This window comes from Zunongwangia sp. SCSIO 43204 (assembly GCF_019904275.1).
GTDB lineage: Bacteria > Bacteroidota > Bacteroidia > Flavobacteriales > Flavobacteriaceae > Zunongwangia > Zunongwangia mangrovi.
The window spans coordinates 4,131,859-4,154,615 of sequence record NZ_CP063204.1 but is presented as its reverse complement, the minus strand read 5'-3'; the positions used below and the strand labels follow the sequence as shown (position 1 = coordinate 4,154,615).

The window sequence follows — 22,757 nt, the reverse complement described above, 5'->3', positions numbered from 1 at the left end:
AGGCTGTAGAGCTCAACGTAACAACTTTCCTTTAAGTATACATCCATTTTACATATCTGTATAAAATGAAAATTTTATACGGCAGGGATTCTTTGATCCAATTCCGTTTGAGATAGACTAATCTAAATCTCTAATTATGGAATTATCATTACCTATTAATAACAAAAAGCTGCCATTAATTTTAGTGGTTTTTAATGTACTTTTTTTCTCGATAACATCTTATGCTCAAACATCAACACAACGCATATATGCAACTAATGCAGAAGCAAGTGCAGATGAATATTCTATATTAGGTATTCTAAGTGGGAGTGTAGACAATGCGAATGCGGCCACAGACTCAGATCTTACAACATTTGCTACATTAAATTCTACAGTTGTAAACGCCTTAGGCGGCTTGATCTCTTTTGGGGGAGAAGCTTCAATAAAACTTAATTTCGCTGAAACTCTACAGGCAAATACCCCTGTTACCATTAAACTTGGTTTAGGAGGTGATGTTTTATCTGCATTATCGGGAGTGTATTTACAAGGTATAAATGATACTGACTCAGGCGAGTCAAATGCAGGAGAAGAAATTATATTAGGCGATTTAGTTGGTGCACTTACAGGCAATCAACAATTAGAAGTAATAATAACTCCAGATGAAGACTTCAATGGAGTGAAAATTTCCCTTGGAGTTCCAGAAGGTTTACTAAATGTTGGAGTACTTACTACCGTAGATGTTTATGAAGCTTTTTATGAAGAAAGTAGCGTAGGTTCAGGTTGTATTGATCCTGTAGATGCTCTTGTTGGTATTGAAGGAGAATTACTTGATTTAAATTTACTTTCGGCTCTAGATGTCATTCAGAATCCATACAACGCAATAGATGGCGATCCAAATTCTGCAGCTCTTTTACGAGCAAACGTTAGTGCATTAACTTCTGCATATTTAAATATTCCTTTTAATGGAGAATCTAATCCTGGGGATCAAATTCAAATAATATTAGAAGATCAGGCAGCCGGACTTTTAGATCTTAGTTTATTATCATCAAATTTTCAGGTAATAGCCTTAAATGATAAGCAAGTAGTTCAAACCTTCAATACTACAAGTTCTTTACTAAGTTTAGAATTATTAAGCGGAAGCAGTTCGAAGTATTTACTTTCTCTTCCGGTATCTAATGCTTTTGATGAAGCAGAAATAAGATATGCAGGTAGTTTAGCTACTGTTTTTTCAGGTATTAATATTTATGAAGTAGGAAGCGCCCCGCCATCACCAGTAATAATTTCAGATGATCTAAATGCTGGGATAGCATCTATTTGCGAAGGGAAAGAGGTAAGCCTTTTCATCGAAAACCCGATAGCGGGTTCAGTTTACAATTGGTATACACAAGTCGAGGGAGGCACTATCGTTGCTACGACTACTTCTTTTACTCCTCAAAATTTAACCGATGGAACGTATGACTATTATGTGGCTCAATCGCGACCTGGCTGTATCTATGAATCTGCCCGCGTCAAGGTAACGATCGAAGTTGAAGACCTTCCAACCACACCTGTTTTAGTGGAGTCCAATATAGAAGTAGCCTCTGGGGGGGATGTTACTTTCGAGATCGAGAATCCAGATACCAATATAACGTATAACTGGTACGCTGAAGGGGATGCGAGCACGATAGTTCATACGGGGGAGACGTATGCGCTAACTGACGTAACGGCTTCAGCTGGTTATACGGTTATTGGGGTATCAGCAGCGGGCTGTGAAAGTTTGGGAGCCGATGTTACTGTAACAGTATTGGATAATTTATTACCACCAACGGTAGCACCAGAGATGGCTACAATATCTGAAGGGGAAACACAACCCTATATGGCCAGTAGTGAAAACCCAGATCCTGTAGAATATGCTTGGTATGATGATAATGGCGTAGAAGTTTTTGTGGGAGAAAACTATACAACACCATCAAATCTTGCACCTGGCGATTATACCTATGATGTTATTTCCAGAAATTCGGATACCGGGCAGAAATCAACACCTACCACAGTAAACTTAACTGTTTTGTCCGATTTATTACCACCAACGGTAACACCGAAGATGGCAACAATCTCCGAAGGGGAAACACAGACCTATATGGCCAGTAGTGAAAACCCAGATTCTGTGGAATATGTTTGGTATGATGACAATGGTGTAGAAGTTTTTGTGGGAGAAAACTATACAACACCTTCAAATCTAGCACCTGTTGATTATACATATGATGTTACTTCCAGGAATCCGGATACCGGACAGGAATCAACACCTACCACAGTAACTTTAACTGTTTTGTCCGATCTATTACCACCAACGGTAACACCGGAGATGGCTACAATATCCGAAGGGGAAACGCAGACCTTTATGGCCAGTAGTGAAAACCCAGATCCTGTAGAATATGCTTGGTATGACGATAATGGTGTAGAAGTTTTTGTGGGAGAAAACTATACAACACCAACAGACCTAGCACCTGGTGATTATACCTATGATGTTATTTCCAGAAATCCGGATACCGGACAGGAATCAACACCTACCACAGTAACTTTAACTGTTTTGTCCGATCTATTACCACCAACGGTAACACCGGAGATGGCTACAATATCCGAAGGGGAAACGCAGACCTTTATGGCCAGTAGTGAAAACCCAGATCCTGTAGAATATGCTTGGTATGATGATAATGGCGTAGAAGTTTTTGTGGGAGAAAACTATACAACACCATCAGATCTTGCACCTGGTGATTATACCTATGATGTTATTTCCAGAAACCCGGATACCGGACAGGAATCAACACCTACCACAGTAAGTTTAACAGTAGAAGCAGTTGAAGATCTTACCGATTGTACGGCAGCCAATGCTCAAAATAATGGTATCGATGGTTTACTATGTGTATTATGCGGAGTAAGCAATGCCGGAAATTCGGTAGATAATGATCCTAATAATTTTGCAAGATTAAGGGTTAGTGTCGGGGTATCAGCTTCGGTATATCAAGAGCTTATTTTTCCAAATTCAGGAATAGCAGGAGATAGCATCCGAGTAGATCTGGGCATTCCCGGAGGCCTTGCCGATGTATCGGTATTAAGCGGATTGCAGGTTACCTTATTAAATGGAAATACTCAGGTAGATCAATATACCTTAAATAGTTCTTTAGTTCGTCTAACTCTACTTGGCGGTGAACGTTTTAGTGCACAATTTGAAGCCAGTGGCGTATATGATCGCGTAGAGATCCGTAATCTTGGATTGGTAAACGCATTAGAAAGTACCGATATCTACGGAGCTTATATTGAAGTTCCTGATCAAATTATTGATTATGAAGTTACAGAAATATGCAGTGGAGAATCGGTTAATTTCAACATAGAAACTCAAGCGGGATTATCTTATATATGGTTTGATTCAGAGTCAGGTGATAATCAAATGGCCAACGGTGGAAGCTATACAACTTCAGAAATAGAATCAGATCAAACCTTCTTTTTAGAAATAAGTCGAAATGGATGTCCTATACAGAATAGAATTCCTTTTGAAGTACAAGTTTTACCTACAGCTACGGAATCTGATCTGGTAACCACGGATTATGATATCTGTGTAGGTGGAAGTGTAGCACTCGAAGCAACAACTGCTATTGCTAATGCAACGATCAGATATTACGCCGATGCTGAATTAACCACAGAGATTACCGATCTTACAGTAACGCCAACAAGCACTACGACTTATTATGTAACGGTAAGCGGTGATGGTGTTTGTGAAAACCTTCCCGGTGAAGCGGCGATGATCACGGTAAGTGTGAGCGATCCGGGAACACCAACTACCGATATGCCAATACAAAGCTTCTGCGGAGATGCTACGATAGCTGATCTAATGACCAATGAAGGCAATGTGGTTTGGTATGCCGATGAAGATGGAACAACAATCCTATCCGATACTGAAATATTAGTAAACGGAACTTACTACGCCGGATTCGATCCAACGAGCGGTTGTGCAAGTTCAGAGCTTCTAGCGGTAACCGTAGAATTATTACCAACCGCTACGGAATCTGATCTGGTAACCACCGATTATGATATCTGCGCCGGCGGTAGTGTGGAGCTTGAAGCAACAACTTCGGTAAGCAATGCTACGATCAGATATTACGCCGATGCTGATCTAACGAATGAAATCACCGATTTAGAGGTAATGCCATCGGTAACCACAAGCTATTACGTTACCGTAAGCGGAGACGGAGTTTGTGAAAACCTTCCGGGAGATGCGGCAATGATCACGGTCACTGTGAGTGATCCCGGAACACCAACTACCGATATGCCAACACAAAGCTTCTGCTCAGATGCTACAATAGCCGATCTAATGATCAATGAAGGGAATGTGGTATGGTATGCTGATGAAGATGGCGGAGACATTTTAGATGAAACAATGCTTCTTGAAAACAGAACGTACTACGCTGGTTTTGATCCGGCAAGCGGTTGTGCGAGCAGTGAACTTTTAGCGGTAAGGGTTGAGATTTTGCCAACCGCTACGGAATCAGATCTTATAACAATGGATTATGATATTTGTTCTGGTGGTAGTGTGGAGCTTGAAGCAACAACTTCGGTAAGTAATGCAACGATCAGGTATTACGCCGATGCCGAATTAACCACAGAAATCACCAATTTAGAGGTAATGCCATCGGTAACCACAAGCTATTATGTAACGGTTGTTGGAGACGGAGTTTGTGAAAACCTTCCGGGAGATGCGGCAATGATCACGGTAACTGTGAGTGATCCGGGCACACCAACTACCAATATGGCAACACAAAGTTTCTGCGGAGATGCTACAATAGCTGATCTAATGACAAATGAAGGCAATGTGGTTTGGTATACTGATGAAGATGGCGGAGACATTTTAGATGAAACAATGCTTCTTGAAAACAGAACGTACTATGCCGGTTTTGATCCAGCGAGTGGTTGTGCAAGTTCAGAATTATTAGCGGTAATGGTTGAGATTTTACCAACCGCTACGGAATCAGATCTTATAACAATGGATTATGATATCTGCGCCGGTGGAAGTGTGGAATTGGAAGCAACGACTGCGGTAGCCAATGCTACGATCAGATATTACGCTGATGCTGAACTGACCACGGAAATCACCGATCTAACAGTAATGCCAACGGCAACTACTACCTATTACGCAACAATAAGTGGTGACGGAGTTTGTGAAAACCTTCCGGGTGAAGCGGCGATGATCACGGTAAGTGTGAGTGATCCGGGAACACCAACTACCGATATGGCTATGCAGAGTTTCTGCGGAGATGCTACCATAGCCGATCTAATGACTAATGAAGGCAACGTGGTTTGGTATGCTGATGAGAATGGCGGAGACATATTGGATGAATCCATGGTTCTTGAAAACGGAACTTACTATGCCGGCTTTGATCCAGCGAGTGGATGTGCGAGCAGTGAACTTCTAGCGGTAAGCGTAGAACTATTACCAACCGCTACGGCTAGTGACTTAACAGTAAACGATAGTTTTATTTGTAGTGGCGGTAATGTTATGCTTACTGCAACTAGCTCGGTTGCCAATCCTGTATTCAGATATTATTCTGATGCGGAACTCAATTCAGAAATTACTGATCTAACAGTAATGCCAACAAGCACCACGACTTATTATGTAACGGTAAGTGGTGATGGTGTTTGTGAAAACTTACCAGGTGAAGCGGCTACCCTTCAGGTGATTGTAAGTGATCCTGATACGCCAACAACAACATTACCTAATCAATCTTTTTGCGCCGGGGCAACGGTGGCTGATATTCAGGTAAATGAAGCCAATGTTGTTTGGTATGCTTCTGCAGATTCAGCTAGTCCGCTTGCTCAAAATACTCAATTAGAAAATGGGATGACTTACTATGCAGGGTTTGATCCGGCTAGCGGCTGTTCAAGTTCACAACGTTTAGCAGTTACGGTTAGTTTATTAACAGATGTGGTTGCTAGTATAGACGGACTTGTCGATGGAATCTGCTTAATGGAAGAAGTAACATACACGACAGAACCTGGTAAAGAAGATTATCTGTGGGATATCGACGGCGGTGAAATAATAGCCGGTGGTGGATTATCTGATAATTCAGTTACCGTAAGATGGACTAGTGTTCTAAATACTTCAGTTAGTGTTTCATATATGGATATTGATAGTTGTTCCGCAGAAGCAATGGAAATAATTGACATCAACGTAGTTAACTGTTCAGATCTAGCGATGAGTATTTCCGTAGATAACTTATCACCAATGATTGGAGACGATGTGACTTTCACCATTAGGGTTGATAATCTTGGTGATGTAGACTATAGTGATATCGTGATACGCAACATGATGCCTTCAGGATATGAGTTAAAGTCGGTCAATTCAGTAATGGGACAGTTTAGTATGGTTAATATGGATTGGACCATACCAATGTTGCAGGCTAATGCATCTGCTGAAGCTCGAATCACGGTAGAAATACTGGATATCTATGAATATATGAATGTGGTAGAACTTATGTCTAGCGTTCCGGTAGATCCTAATGCGAGTAATAACAGGGCACAAATCACTGTAAATCCGCTTTGTCTTGTGGTATACAATGAATTTACTCCTAATAATGATGGCTCTAATGATGTGTTTAGGATCGATTGCATCGAGAATTATCCAAATAACAAGCTTGAAGTTTATAATCGATATGGAGACCTGGTATTTGAAACCAGTGGATACCAGAATAATTGGGATGGGACAGCAAATAGAGGAGCTGTTCTCACTAATAAGCCTTTACCGGTAGGCACTTATTATTATGTCTTGCAGGTAAATGAAAGGGGAGAAATAGATAGCGTGAACATGCAGGGATGGTTATATATAATGAGATAATGTATAGATGAAATTAAATCTTAACTGAGAAAAAATTAAAATTATGAATACAGCTTATATATATAGAAATTTAAAAGCGTGCTTAGTTCTTCTAATCTTAATGATCACTAAAGCGGCTATCGCGCAGCAAGATCCGCATTATACACAATATATGTACAATACAATGTCTATAAATCCGGCTTACGCCGGGAGTACAGGGAGCTTGCAGGCATTGCTACTTTATCGTAGTCAATGGGTTGGTGTAGAGGGCGCACCAGAGACTCAGAATTTTAGTATACATGCTCCCTTAAGAAATGAAAAGATGGGATTGGGGCTAAATATTGTTAACGATCAACTTGGGCCGTCTAGTGAAGTTTTTGCTGATGCCAATTTTTCATATACTATTCAGACCGGGTATTACACAAAACTCGCCCTAGGAGTTAAGGGTGGTGCCCAGCTTTTGAATGTGGATTGGAGTAAAGGTCGTTTTTACGATCCAGACGATGTTCTTTTAAATACCAATATTGAAAGCAGAATTATGCCTTCTGTTGGGGCCGGATTTTATTGGTATTCTGATCGCTGGTATATTGGTGCTTCGGTGCCTAACTTTATAAGATCAGATTATTATGATGATATTGAAGAAGCTGTGCTTTCAGATCGATTGCATTATTTCATAATGGGGGGATATGTCTTTGATATTAACCGAAATTTGAAATTTAAGCCTGCCTTTTTAGTAAAAGCGGTTGGTGGAGCTCCAGTATCAGTAGATCTTTCAGGAAATGTATTATTACAAAATTTCTTGAGTCTAGGGGCAGCCTATAGATGGAATGATTCTGTTAGTTTCCTGGCCGGTTTTCAAATAAGTAATAGCCTATTTGTGGGATATTCTTTCGATTACACCACAACAGATTTCAATAAATACAATGATGGAACTCACGAGATTTTATTGCGATTTGATCTTATGAAAGGAAACAATAAAATTAAATCCCCTCGATTCTTTTAATTCACTTTTGTCATGAAAAACTACGTTTTACTATTACTTTTTTTGAGTTTAGGGTTTACGTTGTATGCCCAGCGCGTAAAGCATGCCAACCAATTATTCGAAGAGATGAATTACATTGAAGCGGCGCAAGTCTATGATGATTATCTGGCCAAAAACGATGAAAGAGAAATTGAAACCTTGAAAAAAGCCGGGGATGCTCACTATTTAATTAGTGAGATCCCAGAGGCTTTAAAATGGTATACTGAATTGTATAGCATTCAGGGAGAAGCGATGGAAAATGACTATATGTTTAAATATATCCAAAGTTTACGCGGAGTTCGGGATTATAAGAAAGCAGATGGACTTGCTGAAGTTTACTTAAAAAGAAAGAATAATCCCATGCTTATAGCTCGTTTTATGGAACAGAAAAAGGAGTTATGGGGAATGCAGGAAGGAAACTCAGGCTATATACTTTATAATTTGTCCACAAATAGCGAGAATTCAGATTTTGGGCCGGCATTTTATGGCGATCAGTTAGTATATTCTTCTAGTAAAAAGAATAATGAAACCGGCAATAAAATTTATGTATGGAACCAACAGCCTTTTTTAGACCTGTACATTGCAGATCGCACTAAAAATAACGGCGAACTTGTAAATGAAAAATTATTTATGGAAGGCCTTGCTTCCCGTTATCATGATGCCACCATTGCATTTTCCAAAGATTTAGATACAATTTATTACACCTCTAATATGAGTAAAAACAACAAGCTGTTTAATAATGCAGATGGTATAAATAATTTCCATGTAATGCGCGGACTTATAAAAGAAGGTGAGGTTAGTGACGTAGAAGATCTAATTTTTAACAGTAAAGACTATTCGGTTGGACATCCGGCTCTTAGCGGAGATGGAAAATACCTGTTTTTTGTCTCCGATATGCCGGGTGGATTTGGTGATACCGATATTTATATGGTTCAGTTAAATCCCGATGGAAGTATGACGCAGCCCAAAAACCTGGGGCCAGAAATTAATACTGAAGGTCGAGAAATGTTCCCGTATTACCAGGATGATGTTTTGTATTTTTCTTCAGATGGACATTATGGTTTAGGCGGATTGGATATTTTTCAGGCTAAAAATTTAGGAGATTTTCGTTTTAGCGTTCCACAAAATTTAGGGAAACCAATTAATAGCAGTAAAGATGATTTTTCTTATATCATTGCTGAAAATCAGGAAGACGGTTATATGTCCTCTAACCGAAGTATGGGCAAAGGCGATGATGATATTTATTATTTTACACGTTCCTGTTATCAATTCGTAGCGGGAAAAGTATTGGATTCATTTACCAAAAAACCTTTAAAAAATGCGGCTATAATTATCAAAGATCAATTTGATGCCAAAATAAAAACAGTAACCACAGATAGCCAGGGAAAGTATGTAGCGCAGGTTCCCTGTAATGATGAGTTTTTATTTACTGCGGAAAAAAATAACTACTCAAAAGCTTCAAAGTTGATAACAACAGAAAATGTACATCGTGATACCATAAGTGGGGTTAACTTTTTACTGTCTGCTTACCAGGATCTGGTAGAAACCGATGGTGATGAGGAGAAAATAAAGATCGATCCTATATTTTTTGAATTTAACCAATACGATATACGGCCAAAAGCGGCAAAACAGCTGGATCATATTGTGTATGTTATGCAAAGTTTTCCCGAAATGAAGATCAAGATCGAATCGCATACCGATTCCCGAGGCAGTGATACTTACAATTTAATTTTGTCTCAAAATCGTGCAAAATCAACTAAAGAGTATCTAATCTCACAAGGAATAGCAGAAAACCGAATTGTAAGCATCAAAGGCTATGGGGAAATTGAAATCCTAAACCGCTGCAGCAACAACGTCGAATGTTCTGATGAAGAACACGAAGAAAACCGCCGCTCAGATTTTATTGTGGTGGAGAGGTAGGAGGATTCGAAAATTATTGATTCTTCTAATTATTAAAAGCTTTTTCCTAATTTCAATTTTCTTCGATGGTTTTTCAGAATTAAAAAAGTAGCGTAAAAAATCACCAAAATCAGCGGAATGCCAACGCCTAGATATCGCAAAGACATATCAAAAGTGTTTGCAATTTCTCCGAAAGAAGAGATCACAAAACTTACGATGGAAGTGATAATATAAAGGAGTCCGCCAATTAATCCTCCGGCAATCCCGGCATTGCTAGGAAAATAGATCATATTCTGAGTAAAATAGTTGGTGAAAATAAAACCGGAAACAATATGAATTAAAAACGCAAATCCTACTAAAAGGTATAATTTGTCTAATTGAAGTGAAGCGATTACAAATAGAATTAACAAAACGATTTGTGCAAAAGCCGATATTCGTAATTTTATAGGGAAATTTTGTTTCGAAAAAGTTTTGCTTAAAATTCCTCCAATCATCCAGGAAATTCCTAGGATAAGTGTACAATATCCTGTGGTTACTGCATTAAGACCAAAGTGATGTTCTACCACAAATGGGCCAGCAATATTAAATACCATAACGGTAGAGTAGGCAAGCCCTAAGATTAAAATTCCAAAAACAAAGGCTTTATTTTTCAGCATTATGGCGTAAAGCATTGAAGTTTTCTTCAGGTTGAATTTCTTCACGCTTCTAATTGTTTCGCCACTTAACAATAATTCAGCAAAAAATAGAATTCCGGCGTAAATAGCGAGGAAATAAAAATTAGCCTGCCAATTAAATAAACTTTCCAGATATCCGCCAAGAAAAGGTGCGATTATAGGTCCGCAAGACCATACGATGGTGAAAAAGCTTAAAAAATGCTTCCGTTTTTCTTCATCATAAACATCTACAAAATAAGCACGTTTAGCCACTACGATAAAAGAAGTCCCCAAGCCCTGCACGATTCGCCAAAAACAGATAAGCCAAACCTGCTCTGTCCAGGTAATGGCAAGACTACTTATAACTAAAGCCACTAAGGAAAATAAAACGGGTTTATAACGCCCAAGACTATCTAAAATGCTCCCAACAAATAGCTGTGCAAAGCCATAACTTAAAAAGAAACAGGTTAAGGTAAGCTGAATACTTTTTTCTGAAACCGAGAGATTTTGTGCCATCGAGGGGAAAGAAGGCAAATAAATATCAGTCATAAATCCTGAAAGTGGAATCGTAAAAAAAGTGACTATGGTAGCAATTTGTTTCCGTTTCTCAGAGGCTTCTCTTAAGTGCATTGGTTGGGGGATTAGAAATGCGGCAAATATCAGATTAATTTTCGGGAGGTAAGTCGGAATATTTTAGTGAGACTTTCAGTGTTCGAAAAATTCATATTAATTTATTTACGGCTCTCCAGTAATTATTTTTATGCTAAAAACGGAGCCGGTTCAAAAATCCAAAATTTTTATAAAATACACCTATGACAACGATTCGCCAGCTTGGTGGCAAAGTAAAGTAATATGGTAGCTAATCTGTTAATTACAATGGCTATTTTGCAAATCGATAGCAAAAACTTAGTAGATTATCCCGCTTTCTTTGGCGGCAATAGAAAAAAGGAAAAGAAATATTAGAAAGATATTTGAAATTGAAGAATCTGGAGATAAACCAATTCTGGATAAAGCTATAGAGTATGGTTTTCTGTAATAGGTTAATCTAACGAGTTTTTGGTTACCCAGGTTTTCCAGCCAATAATCGCCATTTGTACTTTGCTGGCCTTGGTTAGATCTAATTGCTTTTTTGAATAACTTGGCAATAATTTCTTGTTTAATTTTGCTAAAGATTTAAACAACTTCTTTTTCATTTTGGTTAGTTTATTTCAAATATATTAAAATATTGACTTTCAATAAAAAAGAAGCTATTTTTATAAATTACTCGATAATCGAGATTTAATGTTCCGAGGCTTAGCTCGGTACAAAGATGATTTTCAAAAAATGCCTCACTAGCTTACTTGTTCTAAGGTAGTTTACTTACCAGGTTTTTGATTAGTGATCTTAAAGTCATTATTATCAGTATCCATAACCATATAAATAGTTTCTACATGATCACTGCTATTAGAGGCGCTGTAGGTAACATTCCATGAAGATGAACCAGAATGTCTGGCTTTCATTTTAATAGTATAGATTAGCCCTTCATCATTTCTATGCAGTTTTTTAATATCTACATCAACATCGTATGCTTTTTTAATCTTCTTGATCATATTATTAATAGCAGCATCAGTTTCGTTAGGATTAATCGTATACACAAAAACTTTAGAAGTCGTTTGTGCCGGTATATCACCTTTATAGTCATTGGTGTAAATTTCCACTACACCATACTTAGCTTGCTTATTTTTGTACTTAGTAGTTGCGCTTTTATCTTTTAAGACATAAATCGCTTTGATATCTTTAGGAACCAATTTTTCAAATTCTTTTATTGAAATCACTTCACCGTTTAGCACATAAAGTGGTTTATATGCCTGGCTGGAATCGCTGATTCTAAAGACCTTTACAGAATCTGTTGTTTTTTGATTATTATGCCTAGTTAAATTAGAGCTTTTAACCTTAGTCGTGTAAATTTTTACACCATATTTAGAAGCTCGGGCACCATATAGAGCAGTCGCTTTGGCTCCTTTTAAAAAGGTAATATTTTCAATGTTCTCTTTTCCGAAATGATTCAGAAATGTTCTGTCTTTTTGAATAATTCCGTTTAGAATAAAAAGAGTATCATTCGATTTTCTTAGCGAAGATTGACTTACTATTCTAGTCGGTTTTTTTCTTTCTGTAGTTCCGTTCTCATTACCTTTTTTTTCTTCGGAAGAAGTTTCTTTTTTATGCGTAGTTTTTACTGAAGACGCCTCTTTTTTTAAAGTTAAGATTTCAGGTTTTTTGGCTGAAGTGATCGTTAAAAATTGAAGTTCAACTGCTTCTTCCCGTTTATCCAGGTTTTTATAAAATTCCTGAAGATCATCTATAAGTTCAGTTTTAGATAATAACACAGCACCATCTTTCGCATGTTCACCGTACTGCTGTTTTGCAGTGGCCGGTTTCATAATCTTTACCGCTTTAAAAGTGATCGCTTTTCCTTCAATTTCAGACTTTGTATAACTTTTATCGTCTAGAATATAAAGTGGTTTTTCGCCTAGAACATCAAAAGCTTTAGATCGAATTGGTAATTTTTGATCATCATTTTTAGCTGCTTCTGTGTCTTCTTCTGCATCTTCTACAAAACTCACATTACCTAAAATACTTTGGTTTTTTACAGTATCCTGAGCAGATCTTTCTTTATTAGAAGAATCTAAGACGATACTTTCTGTCTTTAAATTAAAACTGTATAAAAACAGGCATAAAAATGGAATTACTAAAAGTGTTTTCCACGGTGTGTTTTTCTTTTTCGATTTGTTAAGCATGATGATTCTTTTTTTAATAAATGATTGATAAAATTGATTAGTCATGGCAGGCTGCAAACCAACAGTGGCCATAACTAAAGCTTTTTGATACTCTTTTTTACTCGGGATATTGGCTACAGCATCTTGATCTGCTAAGAACTCCAGGTTTTGTACCACCACTTTTTTGTAAAGCCATATAAGCGGATTAAACCAAAAAGCGATACAAAGCAGTGAAGTGAAAATAACATCTAAAGAATGCCATTGCTTCGCGTGAATTTGCTCATGCTTCAGGATTAATTTTAGATCTTTTTCGTTATGTTTTTTGGGATTAAAAACGATGTGTTTAAAGAAGGAAAATGGTTTAATATCCTTAGAAGTTCTAACCAATTTTAAGGTTTTAAACCGCTTTTGTTTTCCAGAATTAATGATTCTCTGCAGGCTATATAGCTGAAGTAAAAATTTAAAACTCATCACCGCTAGCCCTAATAAATACAAATAAAAACCAATCTGCCACCAATCTGTAGGCTCTTCGATCATCATATTTTCCTGTGGAGAAAATTCAGTAAAAGCAACATAGGGTGCATTGCTGGCTTGCAGTTCTACATATTCTTTTTGTGTAAAGTAGATAGAGGGCAAGACCAGGGAGCTTACAAGACAATGATTAAGAACTTACGGTTTTGCATAAAACTAGTTTCTTGTTTCAGCAAAATGAAATAAGCAAAATAAAATAATCCGATTAATGCAGAGGATTTTAAAAGATAGATAAATAAGTCTTGCATAATAATTTTTAATTTAATTCTTAGTCCTTATAAAAGCAGCATTAGTGTCTTTAGAGATTTCAATTTTGTGTGAAGGATCCATTTTCAGGATTAATTTTTGATCTTTAAAGCTGATGTAGTTAGCAAATTCTGTTTTTTTAGACTGATTTTCCATTGATAAACTTTGTACAAAACCAGTATCGCCAGGAAACTTTCTGCTTATGGTAAATTCATTTAATTTTCCGTTTAAGTATGAAACATCCGAGATCTTTAAAGTAACAGAATCCTTATAAAAGTGGTTAAACATTGAAACCTTGCTTTGCAGTTCTTTTTCACTGGTATCCCGATTAAAATAGAATGAAAATTCGGCATTTTCGTCTAACTTTTCCACTTCATCTACATTACAACTATAAAAGATAACACTTAAACATGGTATTAAAAAGCTTAATTTTAATAGATGTAACTTGCTGGAAGATTTTTTATTAAGCATGATGATTCGTTTTTTGATTGATGAATGATTAAATGAAAGAATAGGCATTTCTTGATGCGGACTTAGTCCGGACGATAATAGCTGATATTGGTAATTTTTGAGTTCGTTTTTTTGATCGAGAGTCCTGGTATTTTTAGTGACCTCATCATCAGTTATAAATTCAAGATTATCTGTAATTCTGGTTTTTAAAAAATAGATAAGCGGATTAAACCATAAAAAACATTGCACCAGATTTACAAAAATAACATCCAGGCTATGAAACTGTTTTGCATGGATCAACTCGTGCCTTAACACATAACTTTTTGTGCTTTTTTCTGAAGTTTTATTCAGAAAGATATAGTTGAAAAACGAAAATGATCGCTGATTTTCAGGAGCTTGTTTTATTTTAACGCCTTTTATTACTGAAATATTTTCTGCAGCATCAATTAGTCTTTTCAGCTGAAATGCTTGAAATAGAAATCGGCCAAAAAAGCCAAAACTAATTAAGAGATAAATTGAAATAATAATCGTTTCAATATTTATCGAATCTCGGCTACTAATATTGGATAAATTTTGCTGAAATTCTTCAGTATTATATTTACCGAGTTCCAAAAATTCAGTTGGCTGTAATTCGATTAAAATTCTATAATGAAATAGTGGTAAAAGGAGACTAATAATAATTCCGAAGAGTAAATAAAATCTGGAAAACTTAAAGAATTTGGAATTTTTGAGAAATAACTCATAGCCGGCAAAAAATACTGCCAGTACTAAGAAATTCTCGATGATGTAATTCCAATATTCCACGTTTTAGTCTTCTTTTTTATTTTCGATGATCTCTAGGATTTCTCTAAGTTCTTTAGCGCTAATTTTTTCTTCTTTTGCAAAAAAGGAAACCACACTTTTATAACTATTATCAAAGAAACGTTTGGTTGCAACATTCATAAACTGTTTGCGATAAGCTTCTTTGGTAACTACCGGGTAATATTGGTGCGTTTTCCCGTAGGCGATATGCGAAACATATTCTTTTTCCTCTAAATTTCTAACAATGGTAGAAACGGTGTTATAGTGTAATTTTTGTTCTTTAATATGCGGAATGATCTCTTTTACGAAAGCTTTCTCCAGCTTCCAGATAATTCGCATAATTTCTTCTTCCTTATTTGTTAATTTTTCCATGCTAAAATGATCTCAAATTAATGTTCGATAAATATAACGAAAAAAATAGTTGTTAAACTATATTCATAGTAAAAAAATTATAATCCATAATTTAATGGTAACAGATTAGCTATTCTGGATTGTCCCATAAATCCTGAAATGCTAAAGGCGCGAGTAGGAGTAAAGTTGCCAAATTCGTCAATATAAAATGGGTTCTTGTAAATGATAGCAGATTGTTGATTTTCGTAAAGAATGCTTAATTCTTCAGTAAGCATTTTTATTAAGGTAAAATCTTCTTTGGGCTGAATATCAAAATATTTATAGGGAGGTACTTCAAATCTTTCGTGAAAGATCCTGAAGTTATGCTCGGCAAGTTTTTTATTTGCGAGCGCTCGCATAAACTGAAGCAACGAGCCTTTAAACGCTTCTTCACGATGCTTTAAAAAACGTCGTTTAGTTTTTTTCTTTAGTTCTTTAAAAAAACTACTGCCTTCATAAAAGGTAAAATCCACCAATTGAAGTCCAGAACTGCCAGTGCTGTATTTAACGGTAAAATCCATAAGCTCATATTCGATAATATAGCCCAGGTATTTGTTTTCGATAATAATGGGTTCGTTGGCAAAGGCGATAAGTTCACCCTTAGACGGACTATACTTCAGTTTTATAACCTCTTCATTTATAATTTTAGATTTGGTAGCCGCTTCAGTTTTTCCTAGAAATTCTCTTCTAAAAACTCGTAGTTTATGTTCTCGTGTCCACGGGTCGGTTTCTAAAACAACAGTTTCTAATTGATCGATACTTTCTTCTAAAAATACGATTGGGAAATTGTCGTCTTCAAAAACCGAAATGTTAGGAACAGTTCTGGTCGTATAACCAATAGATCTAAAAATAAGAGGTGAAATGTTAGAAGCGGTATTCTGAATTTTAAAAAATCCTTTTTCATTACTGGTTGTTCCCAAGCTGGTGCCATCAAAATAAATAGATACACCCTGCAGCGCAGTAGAGTCTTTTGCACTTAATATTTTGCCAGTGTAAGTCTTCTGTGCACGCAGCGAAATGCTAAGTAAGAAGAAAATGAAAACAAGATATTTCATAGTTGCAATATAACGATAATTTTAGTTTTTAAACTATTTTTGTAGTTTTTAATTCAGTATTTAAGAAATAGAATAGCTCTAAAGTTTAAGTTATATTCGCATAAAAATGCACGAATGGATATAGTTTACATACTTATTGGGTTGACATTATTGGTAGTAGGAGGTGAGTTTTTAGTGAGGTCTTCTGTGGCGTTGTCTTTTAAAATGAATATTTCCCGTATGGTAATTGGGTTAACAGTGGTTTCTTTTGCGACTTCTGCGCCAGAATTACTGGTAAGTTTGCAAGCAGCTTTAGATGGATTTTCTGATATTTCACTTGGTAATATTATGGGATCTAACATCGCAAATATTGGTTTGGTACTAGGAGTTACAGCGATGATTTCACCTATTGCTGTAGATCGTGATTTCTATAAATTTAACTGGCCGGTAATGATGGCCTTTTCTTTCGCTTTATTTTTCTTTTTACTGAATGGGGAAGATATAGATCGACTGGAAGGTGGAGCCTTAGTTTTAGGACTTATACTTTATTTACTGTTCTTAATTATGCGTAGCCGCAAGGTTAAGGAAGAAGTGGTAGAAGAGGTAGATGATAGTTTAAAAGGAACTTCCTGGTTTAAAATTATCATCTGGTTAATTATTGGCGGTGCCGCTCTATATGGAGGATCAGAATTGTTGGTAAATGGATCGGTTTCTTTAGCGAGGGATCTTGGTGTAAGCGAACGTGTAATTTCGGTAACGATGATAGCTATAGGAACAAGTATTCCAGAACTTGCTGCCTCTGTAATTGCAGCTTTAAAGAAAGAAAAAGCTTTGTCTTTTGGTAATTTAATAGGTTCTAATATTTTTAATATCGCTTCAGTTTTGGGGATCACGTCTTTAATTCAGCCTATTGTAATGCAATCTCAAGAAGTTTTAAGTAAGGATATTTACTGGATGATAGCGTTTTCATTCATATTAGTTCCGCTTGCCTTTATTCCGAAGAAATTTTTATTTAGCAGGATAAAAGGAGCTGTAATCTTAGCAGGTTATGCTGTATTTCTATATATCACTATCTTTAGGTAATCATTCTAGATTTTAGAGAATAGACTATAGAATATAGAGAAGCGATAATGAATGCAGGCAAATAAGAAGTTATCTATTGCTTTTAATTTTAATGTCTTGTTTAGTGGATTATTCACCTAGGGTCGTCAGAAAATTTGAAAAAGGTAGACTCTTGAAACGCCGCTGCAAGCAGCCCATTTGGTCATGATTTTATTGCAAAAACTATTTTCTATAAACGCTAGACTTCAAAAAAAAACCTGCTATCAAAAGACTAATTTCAGTTCAATTAAATTGAATCCATTAAAAAAGGCGCCTCATATGAAGCGCCTAATCTAAGATTGATTATAATCTAGCCTAAAGCTTATTCTGCATTTTTTACCGTCTTAATGATACGGCTTGCAATTTTGTAAGGATCACCATTAGAAGCTGGTCTTCTGTCTTCTAGCCATCCTTTCCATCCGCGCTCTACAGTTGCGATTGGAATACGAATCGATGCACCACGGTCTGAAATTCCGTAGCTAAAGTCGTGGATAGAAGCAGTTTCGTGCTTACCAGTTAAACGCATGTCGTTATCTGCGCCATAAACATCAATATGTTCTTTAACAACTGGACGGAAAGCTTCACATATTTTCTCGTAAGTTTCACGGTTTCCAGCATTTCTTAAAGTAGAATTAGAGAAGTTGGCGTGCATACCACTACCATTCCAGTCTAATTCTCCTAGTGGTTTTGGATGAAGATCTATTGATACTCCGTATTGTTCTCCAATTCTTTCCAGTAAATATCTAGCAACCCAAATTTCGTCACCAGCAGCAGCAGCTCCTTTTGCGAAGATCTGGTATTCCCATTGTCCTGCAGCAACCTCACCGTTAATACCTTCTACATTTAATCCTGCTTCAAGACAAGCATCTAAATGCTCTTCTACGATAGCTCTACCGTAAGCATTACTTGCTCCAACAGAACAGTAGTAAGGTCCTTGTGGTCTTGGATATCCATTTGCTGGGAATCCTAGTGGTTTACCTGTTTCGTTATCGATTAGGAAGTATTCTTGCTCAAATCCAAACCAGAAATCATCATCCTCATCGTCTATAGTAGCTCTACCATTAGTTTCGTGTGGTGTGCTATCTGAATTAAGTACCTCGCACATTACAAGGTAACCATTCTTACGTTGTGGATCTGGACAAATAAATACTGGCTTTAGTAGGCAGTCAGAAGAGTTTCCTTCAGCTTGACCTGTTGAAGATCCATCGAAAGACCATACTTCACAGTCCTCAAGTTTTCCGGAAAAATCGGTAACTACTTTTGTTTTACCACGTAACTTCTGAGTCGGCTTGCTACCATCAAGCCAGATATACTCCAGTTTTGATTTGCTCATAATCTAATTCGGTTTTATAAAAAATTGAACGTCTAACGTTAACAAAAATATAATATTTTATATACAAAGTATATCTTTTGAGGGGTGATTTCGTAAGAATTTCTAATTTCTGAAATTTACCCCCTAAAATTTATGGGGTTTAGATTATTTGATGATTTTGAAGGTGTTCTACTGATAAATATTTAAATTTGAATACAAAATATTATTAATCATAACAGCTTAACATGTCAACACTTAGATTTAAGGCAATAGAAGAAACCTTTAACCGAAGATCTTTAAATATAGAAGAGGATGGAAGACGCTCTTCGATTTTTGGTAGTAATGTCTTTAATGAGTCGGTGATGAAACAATATCTCACCAAAGAAGCCTATAGTAATGTGATGGATGCGATTAAAACCGGCGCAAAAATCAACAGAACTATTGCAGATCATATTTCTGCAGGAATGAAAGAATGGGCGATCAATAAAGGAGTAACCCATTACACGCACTGGTTTCAGCCTTTAACCGGGGCAACGGCCGAAAAACATGATGCTTTTTTCGAAACTATTGGAGAAGGTCTAGCCATAGAAAAATTTGGAGGAGGATCTTTAGTTCAGCAAGAACCAGATGCTTCCAGTTTCCCCAATGGAGGTATTAGAAATACCTTCGAGGCTCGTGGATATACAGCATGGGATCCTACTTCACCTGCTTTTATCTGGGGAACAACTTTATGTATTCCTACTGTTTTTGTTTCCTATACAGGGGAAGCATTAGATTATAAAACACCGCTTCTTAGAGCGCTGCAGGCCGTAGACCAGGCAGCGACCGATGTTGCAAAATATTTTGACAAAAATGTATCGAAAGTAAACGCAACATTAGGTTGGGAACAAGAGTACTTTTTAATCGATTCTGCTTTGGCAGCTACGCGCCCAGATATTCAGTTAGCGGGTCGTACACTTTTGGGACATTCTCCTGCAAAAGGACAACAATTAGATGATCACTATTTTGGATCGATTCCTTCTCGTGTTTTAGCCTATATGAGGGATTTAGAAATCGAATGTATGCGATTGGGGATTCCTGTAAAAACAAGACATAACGAAGTTGCTCCAAACCAATTTGAGTTAGCGCCAATTTTTGAAGAAGCGAACCTTGCTGTAGATCATAATTCGTTAATTATGGATGTGATGAACAAGGTTGCAGAGCGTCATCATTTTGTGGTATTAATGCACGAAAAACCATTTGCCGGCATTAACGGTAGTGGTAAACATAACAACTGGTCTTTAGGGACAGATACCGGGGTAAATCTTTTATCTCCTGGGAAAACACCTATGAAAAACCTTCAGTTTTTAACCTTCTTTATCAATACGATAAAAGCGGTTTATGAAAACGAAGAATTATTAAGAGCGTCGATCGCAAGTGCATCTAACGATCACCGTCTTGGAGCTAATGAAGCACCACCGGCAATTATTTCAGTATTTATAGGTAGCCAGTTAACTGCGGTTTTAGATGAGCTTGAAAAAGTGACTTCAGGGAAATTATCTCCGCAGGAAAAAACAGATCTTAAATTAAATGTAGTAGGAAAGATTCCTGAAATCTTATTGGATAATACAGATCGTAACAGAACTTCTCCTTTTGCATTCACAGGAAATAAATTTGAGTTTAGAGCAGTAGGATCTACCGCAAACTGTGCAAACCCAATGACGGTGCTAAATGCGATCATGGCGAAACAACTTAAAGAATTTAAAGTTGAAGTAGATAAATTGATCAAGAGCAAAAAGATGAAAAAAGACGATGCCATCTTTAATGTTCTTAGAGAATATATCAAGCAGAGTAAAAAGATTAGATTCGAGGGTGATGGCTACGGTGAAGCATGGGAAAAAGAAGCAGCTAAACGAGGTTTAAGTAATAATAGAACTACTCCTGAAGCTCTTAAAGCTCAAATTTCTAAAAAAGCAGTACAGCTTTACGGCGATCTTGGAGTAATGAATAAGATCGAGATCGAAGCACGTCACGAGATCGAGTTAGAAGAGTATACCATGCGTGTACAGATAGAAGGTCGAGTTTTAGGCGATATTGCTAGAAACCACGTAATCCCAACTGCTATTCGATATCAAAATATTCTTATTAAGAATGTAACCGGATTAAAAAGTATTTACGGTGAAGATTATCAAAAACATGCAAAAGAACAACTTGATCTTATCGAGCGAGTTTCTACACATATTGCGGTAATTAATAGCAAGGTAAATGCAATGATCGACGCTAGAAAAGTAGCAAATAAGCTTGATGATCTTCAGCAAAAAGCAGAGTCTTACTGTAATGAAGTGAAACCTCATTTTGATGAGATTAGATATCATTGCGATAAATTAGAATTACTGGTAGACAACGAGCTTTGGCCATTAACCAAATACCGAGAATTATTATTCACTAGATAATTTCTTTCAAAATCAAAGATTAAAGCCCTGTAACTTGCAGGGCTTTTTCTTTTTAGAAACTTCTTAAAGAATTTAAAACTGTTTATCTTTGACGCCTAAACCAAATTCATGAGTCAGGACGTAAGTAAAAGGTATAGTCAGCGTGGTGTTTCAGCAGGTAAAGAAGATGTGCATAACGCGATCAAAAATGTAGATAAAGGGCTTTTTCCTAAAGCATTTTGTAAAATTATTCCAGATCATTTAACCGGTGACGAGGATTATTGCGTGATCATGCATGCAGATGGTGCTGGTACTAAATCATCTTTAGCTTACATGTACTGGAAAGAAACTGGCGATCTTTCAGTTTGGAAAGGTATTGCCCAAGATGCTTTGATCATGAATATTGACGATCTACTTTGTGTGGGTGCTACCAACAAGATCTTATTGTCTTCAACCATTGGTCGTAATAAAAGTTTGGTTCCGGGAGAGGTAATTTCAGCAATCATTAATGGAACTGAAGAACTTATTGCAGATCTTAAAGAATTTGGCGTAGAAATTCATTCTACCGGTGGTGAAACCGCAGATGTTGGTGATTTGGTAAGAACGATTATTGTAGATTCTACGGTAACAGCCAGAATGAAACGTAGTGAGGTAATTGATAATAGTAATATCGAGCCGGGCGATGTAATCGTAGGTTTGGCTTCTTTTGGGCAGGCCAGTTACGAGAAGGAATATAACGGCGGTATGGGAAGTAATGGTTTAACTTCTGCTCGTCACGATGTTTTTGCAAAGATCTTAGCTGAAAAATATCCTGAAAGTTTTGATGCTTCGATCCCAAATGATCTTGTATATTCTGGAGGAAAAAAATTAACCGATGAGGTTGAGGATTCTCCGCTAGATGCCGGCAAACTGGTATTGTCGCCAACAAGAACTTATGCACCTGTAATTCAGAAGATATTATCTAAATTCAGTAATAAAGAGATTCACGGGATGGTGCATTGCAGTGGAGGGGCACAAACAAAAATTCTTCATTTTATTGATAATCTTCATATTGTAAAAGATAATCTTTTTGAAGTTCCGCCATTATTCAAGTTAATTCAGCAGGAAAGTAAAACAGATTGGAAAGAGATGTACCAGGTATTTAATATGGGGCATCGCATGGAAATCTACGTAAAACCAGAGCTTGCAGACGAAATTATCGAAATTTCCAAGTCATTTAATATCGATGCGAAAGTGGTGGGAAGAGTAGAAGCTTCAGATAAAAAATCCTTAACGATAAAGAGTGAATTTGGCGAATATCAATATTCGTAGAATTTACACTTATTTTAATAA

Annotated in this window: 13 protein-coding genes; 6 read left to right on the top strand and 7 right to left on the bottom strand. The window is 36.7% G+C overall.

The annotated features are described in order from the left end of the window. Nucleotides 1-136: 136 nt before the first annotated feature. From INR75_RS18395 to INR75_RS18385, 3 genes are read left to right on the top strand one after another with little or no spacing between them, the layout of a single operon-like run. On the top strand, nucleotides 137-6,841 hold the full coding sequence (locus tag INR75_RS18395) for a gliding motility-associated C-terminal domain-containing protein (protein WP_223089964.1): 6,705 nt from the start codon (nucleotides 137-139) through the stop codon (nucleotides 6,839-6,841). Between the two features lie 43 nt (nucleotides 6,842-6,884). Further along, complete coding sequence (locus INR75_RS18390) at nucleotides 6,885-7,823, top strand: type IX secretion system membrane protein PorP/SprF (RefSeq protein ID WP_223089963.1); 939 nt, start codon at nucleotides 6,885-6,887, stop codon at nucleotides 7,821-7,823. 12 nt (nucleotides 7,824-7,835) lie between these two features. After that, the gene (locus INR75_RS18385; protein WP_223089962.1) at nucleotides 7,836-9,761 is read left to right on the top strand and encodes an OmpA family protein; all 1,926 of its coding nucleotides are present in this window, start codon (nucleotides 7,836-7,838) and stop codon (nucleotides 9,759-9,761) included. 32 nt (nucleotides 9,762-9,793) lie between these two features. On the opposite strand, the gene INR75_RS18380 is transcribed toward INR75_RS18385, so the two are convergent. From INR75_RS18380 to INR75_RS18355, 6 genes are all read right to left on the bottom strand, one after another. Then, on the bottom strand, nucleotides 9,794-11,023 hold the full coding sequence (locus tag INR75_RS18380) for an MFS transporter (protein WP_223089961.1): 1,230 nt from the start codon (nucleotides 11,021-11,023) through the stop codon (nucleotides 9,794-9,796). Between the two features lie 410 nt (nucleotides 11,024-11,433). Next, a complete protein-coding gene (locus INR75_RS18375; protein WP_223089960.1) occupies nucleotides 11,434-11,586 on the bottom strand; it encodes an SsrA-binding protein in 153 nt (50 codons plus the stop codon). Between the two features lie 162 nt (nucleotides 11,587-11,748). Beyond that, entirely contained in the window at nucleotides 11,749-13,785 is a 2,037-nt protein-coding gene (locus INR75_RS18370; protein ID WP_223089959.1) for a M56 family metallopeptidase, read from the bottom strand. A gap of 156 nt (nucleotides 13,786-13,941) precedes the next feature. Beyond that, nucleotides 13,942-15,180, bottom strand: a complete 1,239-nt coding sequence (locus INR75_RS18365; RefSeq protein ID WP_223089958.1) for a M56 family metallopeptidase — start codon at nucleotides 15,178-15,180, stop codon at nucleotides 13,942-13,944. A gap of 3 nt (nucleotides 15,181-15,183) precedes the next feature. Further along, nucleotides 15,184-15,549, bottom strand: a complete 366-nt coding sequence (locus INR75_RS18360; RefSeq protein ID WP_223089957.1) for a BlaI/MecI/CopY family transcriptional regulator — start codon at nucleotides 15,547-15,549, stop codon at nucleotides 15,184-15,186. Nucleotides 15,550-15,626: 77 nt separating this feature from the next. Beyond that, entirely contained in the window at nucleotides 15,627-16,622 is a 996-nt protein-coding gene (locus INR75_RS18355) for a carboxypeptidase-like regulatory domain-containing protein (RefSeq protein WP_223089956.1), read from the bottom strand. Between the two features lie 114 nt (nucleotides 16,623-16,736). Between INR75_RS18355 and INR75_RS18350 the strand changes: the two genes are divergently transcribed. Further along, nucleotides 16,737-17,684, top strand: coding sequence for a calcium/sodium antiporter (locus INR75_RS18350; protein ID WP_223089955.1), 948 nt, complete (start codon nucleotides 16,737-16,739; stop codon nucleotides 17,682-17,684). Between the two features lie 340 nt (nucleotides 17,685-18,024). Here INR75_RS18350 and INR75_RS18345 read toward each other — a convergent pair whose 3' ends face one another. Further along, entirely contained in the window at nucleotides 18,025-19,035 is a 1,011-nt protein-coding gene (locus INR75_RS18345; RefSeq protein ID WP_092541625.1) for a glutamine synthetase beta-grasp domain-containing protein, read from the bottom strand. 224 nt (nucleotides 19,036-19,259) lie between these two features. On the opposite strand from INR75_RS18345, the gene INR75_RS18340 reads away from it, so the two are divergent. Together INR75_RS18340 and INR75_RS18335 are read left to right on the top strand one after the other, a co-directional pair. After that, the gene (locus INR75_RS18340; protein WP_223089954.1) at nucleotides 19,260-21,446 is read left to right on the top strand and encodes a glutamine synthetase III; all 2,187 of its coding nucleotides are present in this window, start codon (nucleotides 19,260-19,262) and stop codon (nucleotides 21,444-21,446) included. Between the two features lie 108 nt (nucleotides 21,447-21,554). Further along, nucleotides 21,555-22,736, top strand: coding sequence for an AIR synthase related protein (locus tag INR75_RS18335; protein WP_223089953.1), 1,182 nt, complete (start codon nucleotides 21,555-21,557; stop codon nucleotides 22,734-22,736). The last annotated feature ends 21 nt before the right edge of the window (nucleotides 22,737-22,757 follow it).

Coding starts and splice junctions, on each gene's coding strand:
- INR75_RS18335 (WP_223089953.1), top strand. CDS start 21,555: ATGAGTCAGGACGTAAGTAAAAGGTATAGTCAGCGTGGTGTTTCAGCA.
- INR75_RS18385 (WP_223089962.1), top strand. CDS start 7,836: ATGAAAAACTACGTTTTACTATTACTTTTTTTGAGTTTAGGGTTTACG.
- INR75_RS18355 (WP_223089956.1), bottom strand. CDS start 16,622: ATGAAATATCTTGTTTTCATTTTCTTCTTACTTAGCATTTCGCTGCGT.
- INR75_RS18390 (WP_223089963.1), top strand. CDS start 6,885: ATGAATACAGCTTATATATATAGAAATTTAAAAGCGTGCTTAGTTCTT.
- INR75_RS18380 (WP_223089961.1), bottom strand. CDS start 11,023: ATGCACTTAAGAGAAGCCTCTGAGAAACGGAAACAAATTGCTACCATA.
- INR75_RS18375 (WP_223089960.1), bottom strand. CDS start 11,586: ATGAAAAAGAAGTTGTTTAAATCTTTAGCAAAATTAAACAAGAAATTA.
- INR75_RS18395 (WP_223089964.1), top strand. CDS start 137: ATGGAATTATCATTACCTATTAATAACAAAAAGCTGCCATTAATTTTA.
- INR75_RS18345 (WP_092541625.1), bottom strand. CDS start 19,035: ATGAGCAAATCAAAACTGGAGTATATCTGGCTTGATGGTAGCAAGCCG.
- INR75_RS18360 (WP_223089957.1), bottom strand. CDS start 15,549: ATGGAAAAATTAACAAATAAGGAAGAAGAAATTATGCGAATTATCTGG.
- INR75_RS18340 (WP_223089954.1), top strand. CDS start 19,260: ATGTCAACACTTAGATTTAAGGCAATAGAAGAAACCTTTAACCGAAGA.
- INR75_RS18350 (WP_223089955.1), top strand. CDS start 16,737: ATGGATATAGTTTACATACTTATTGGGTTGACATTATTGGTAGTAGGA.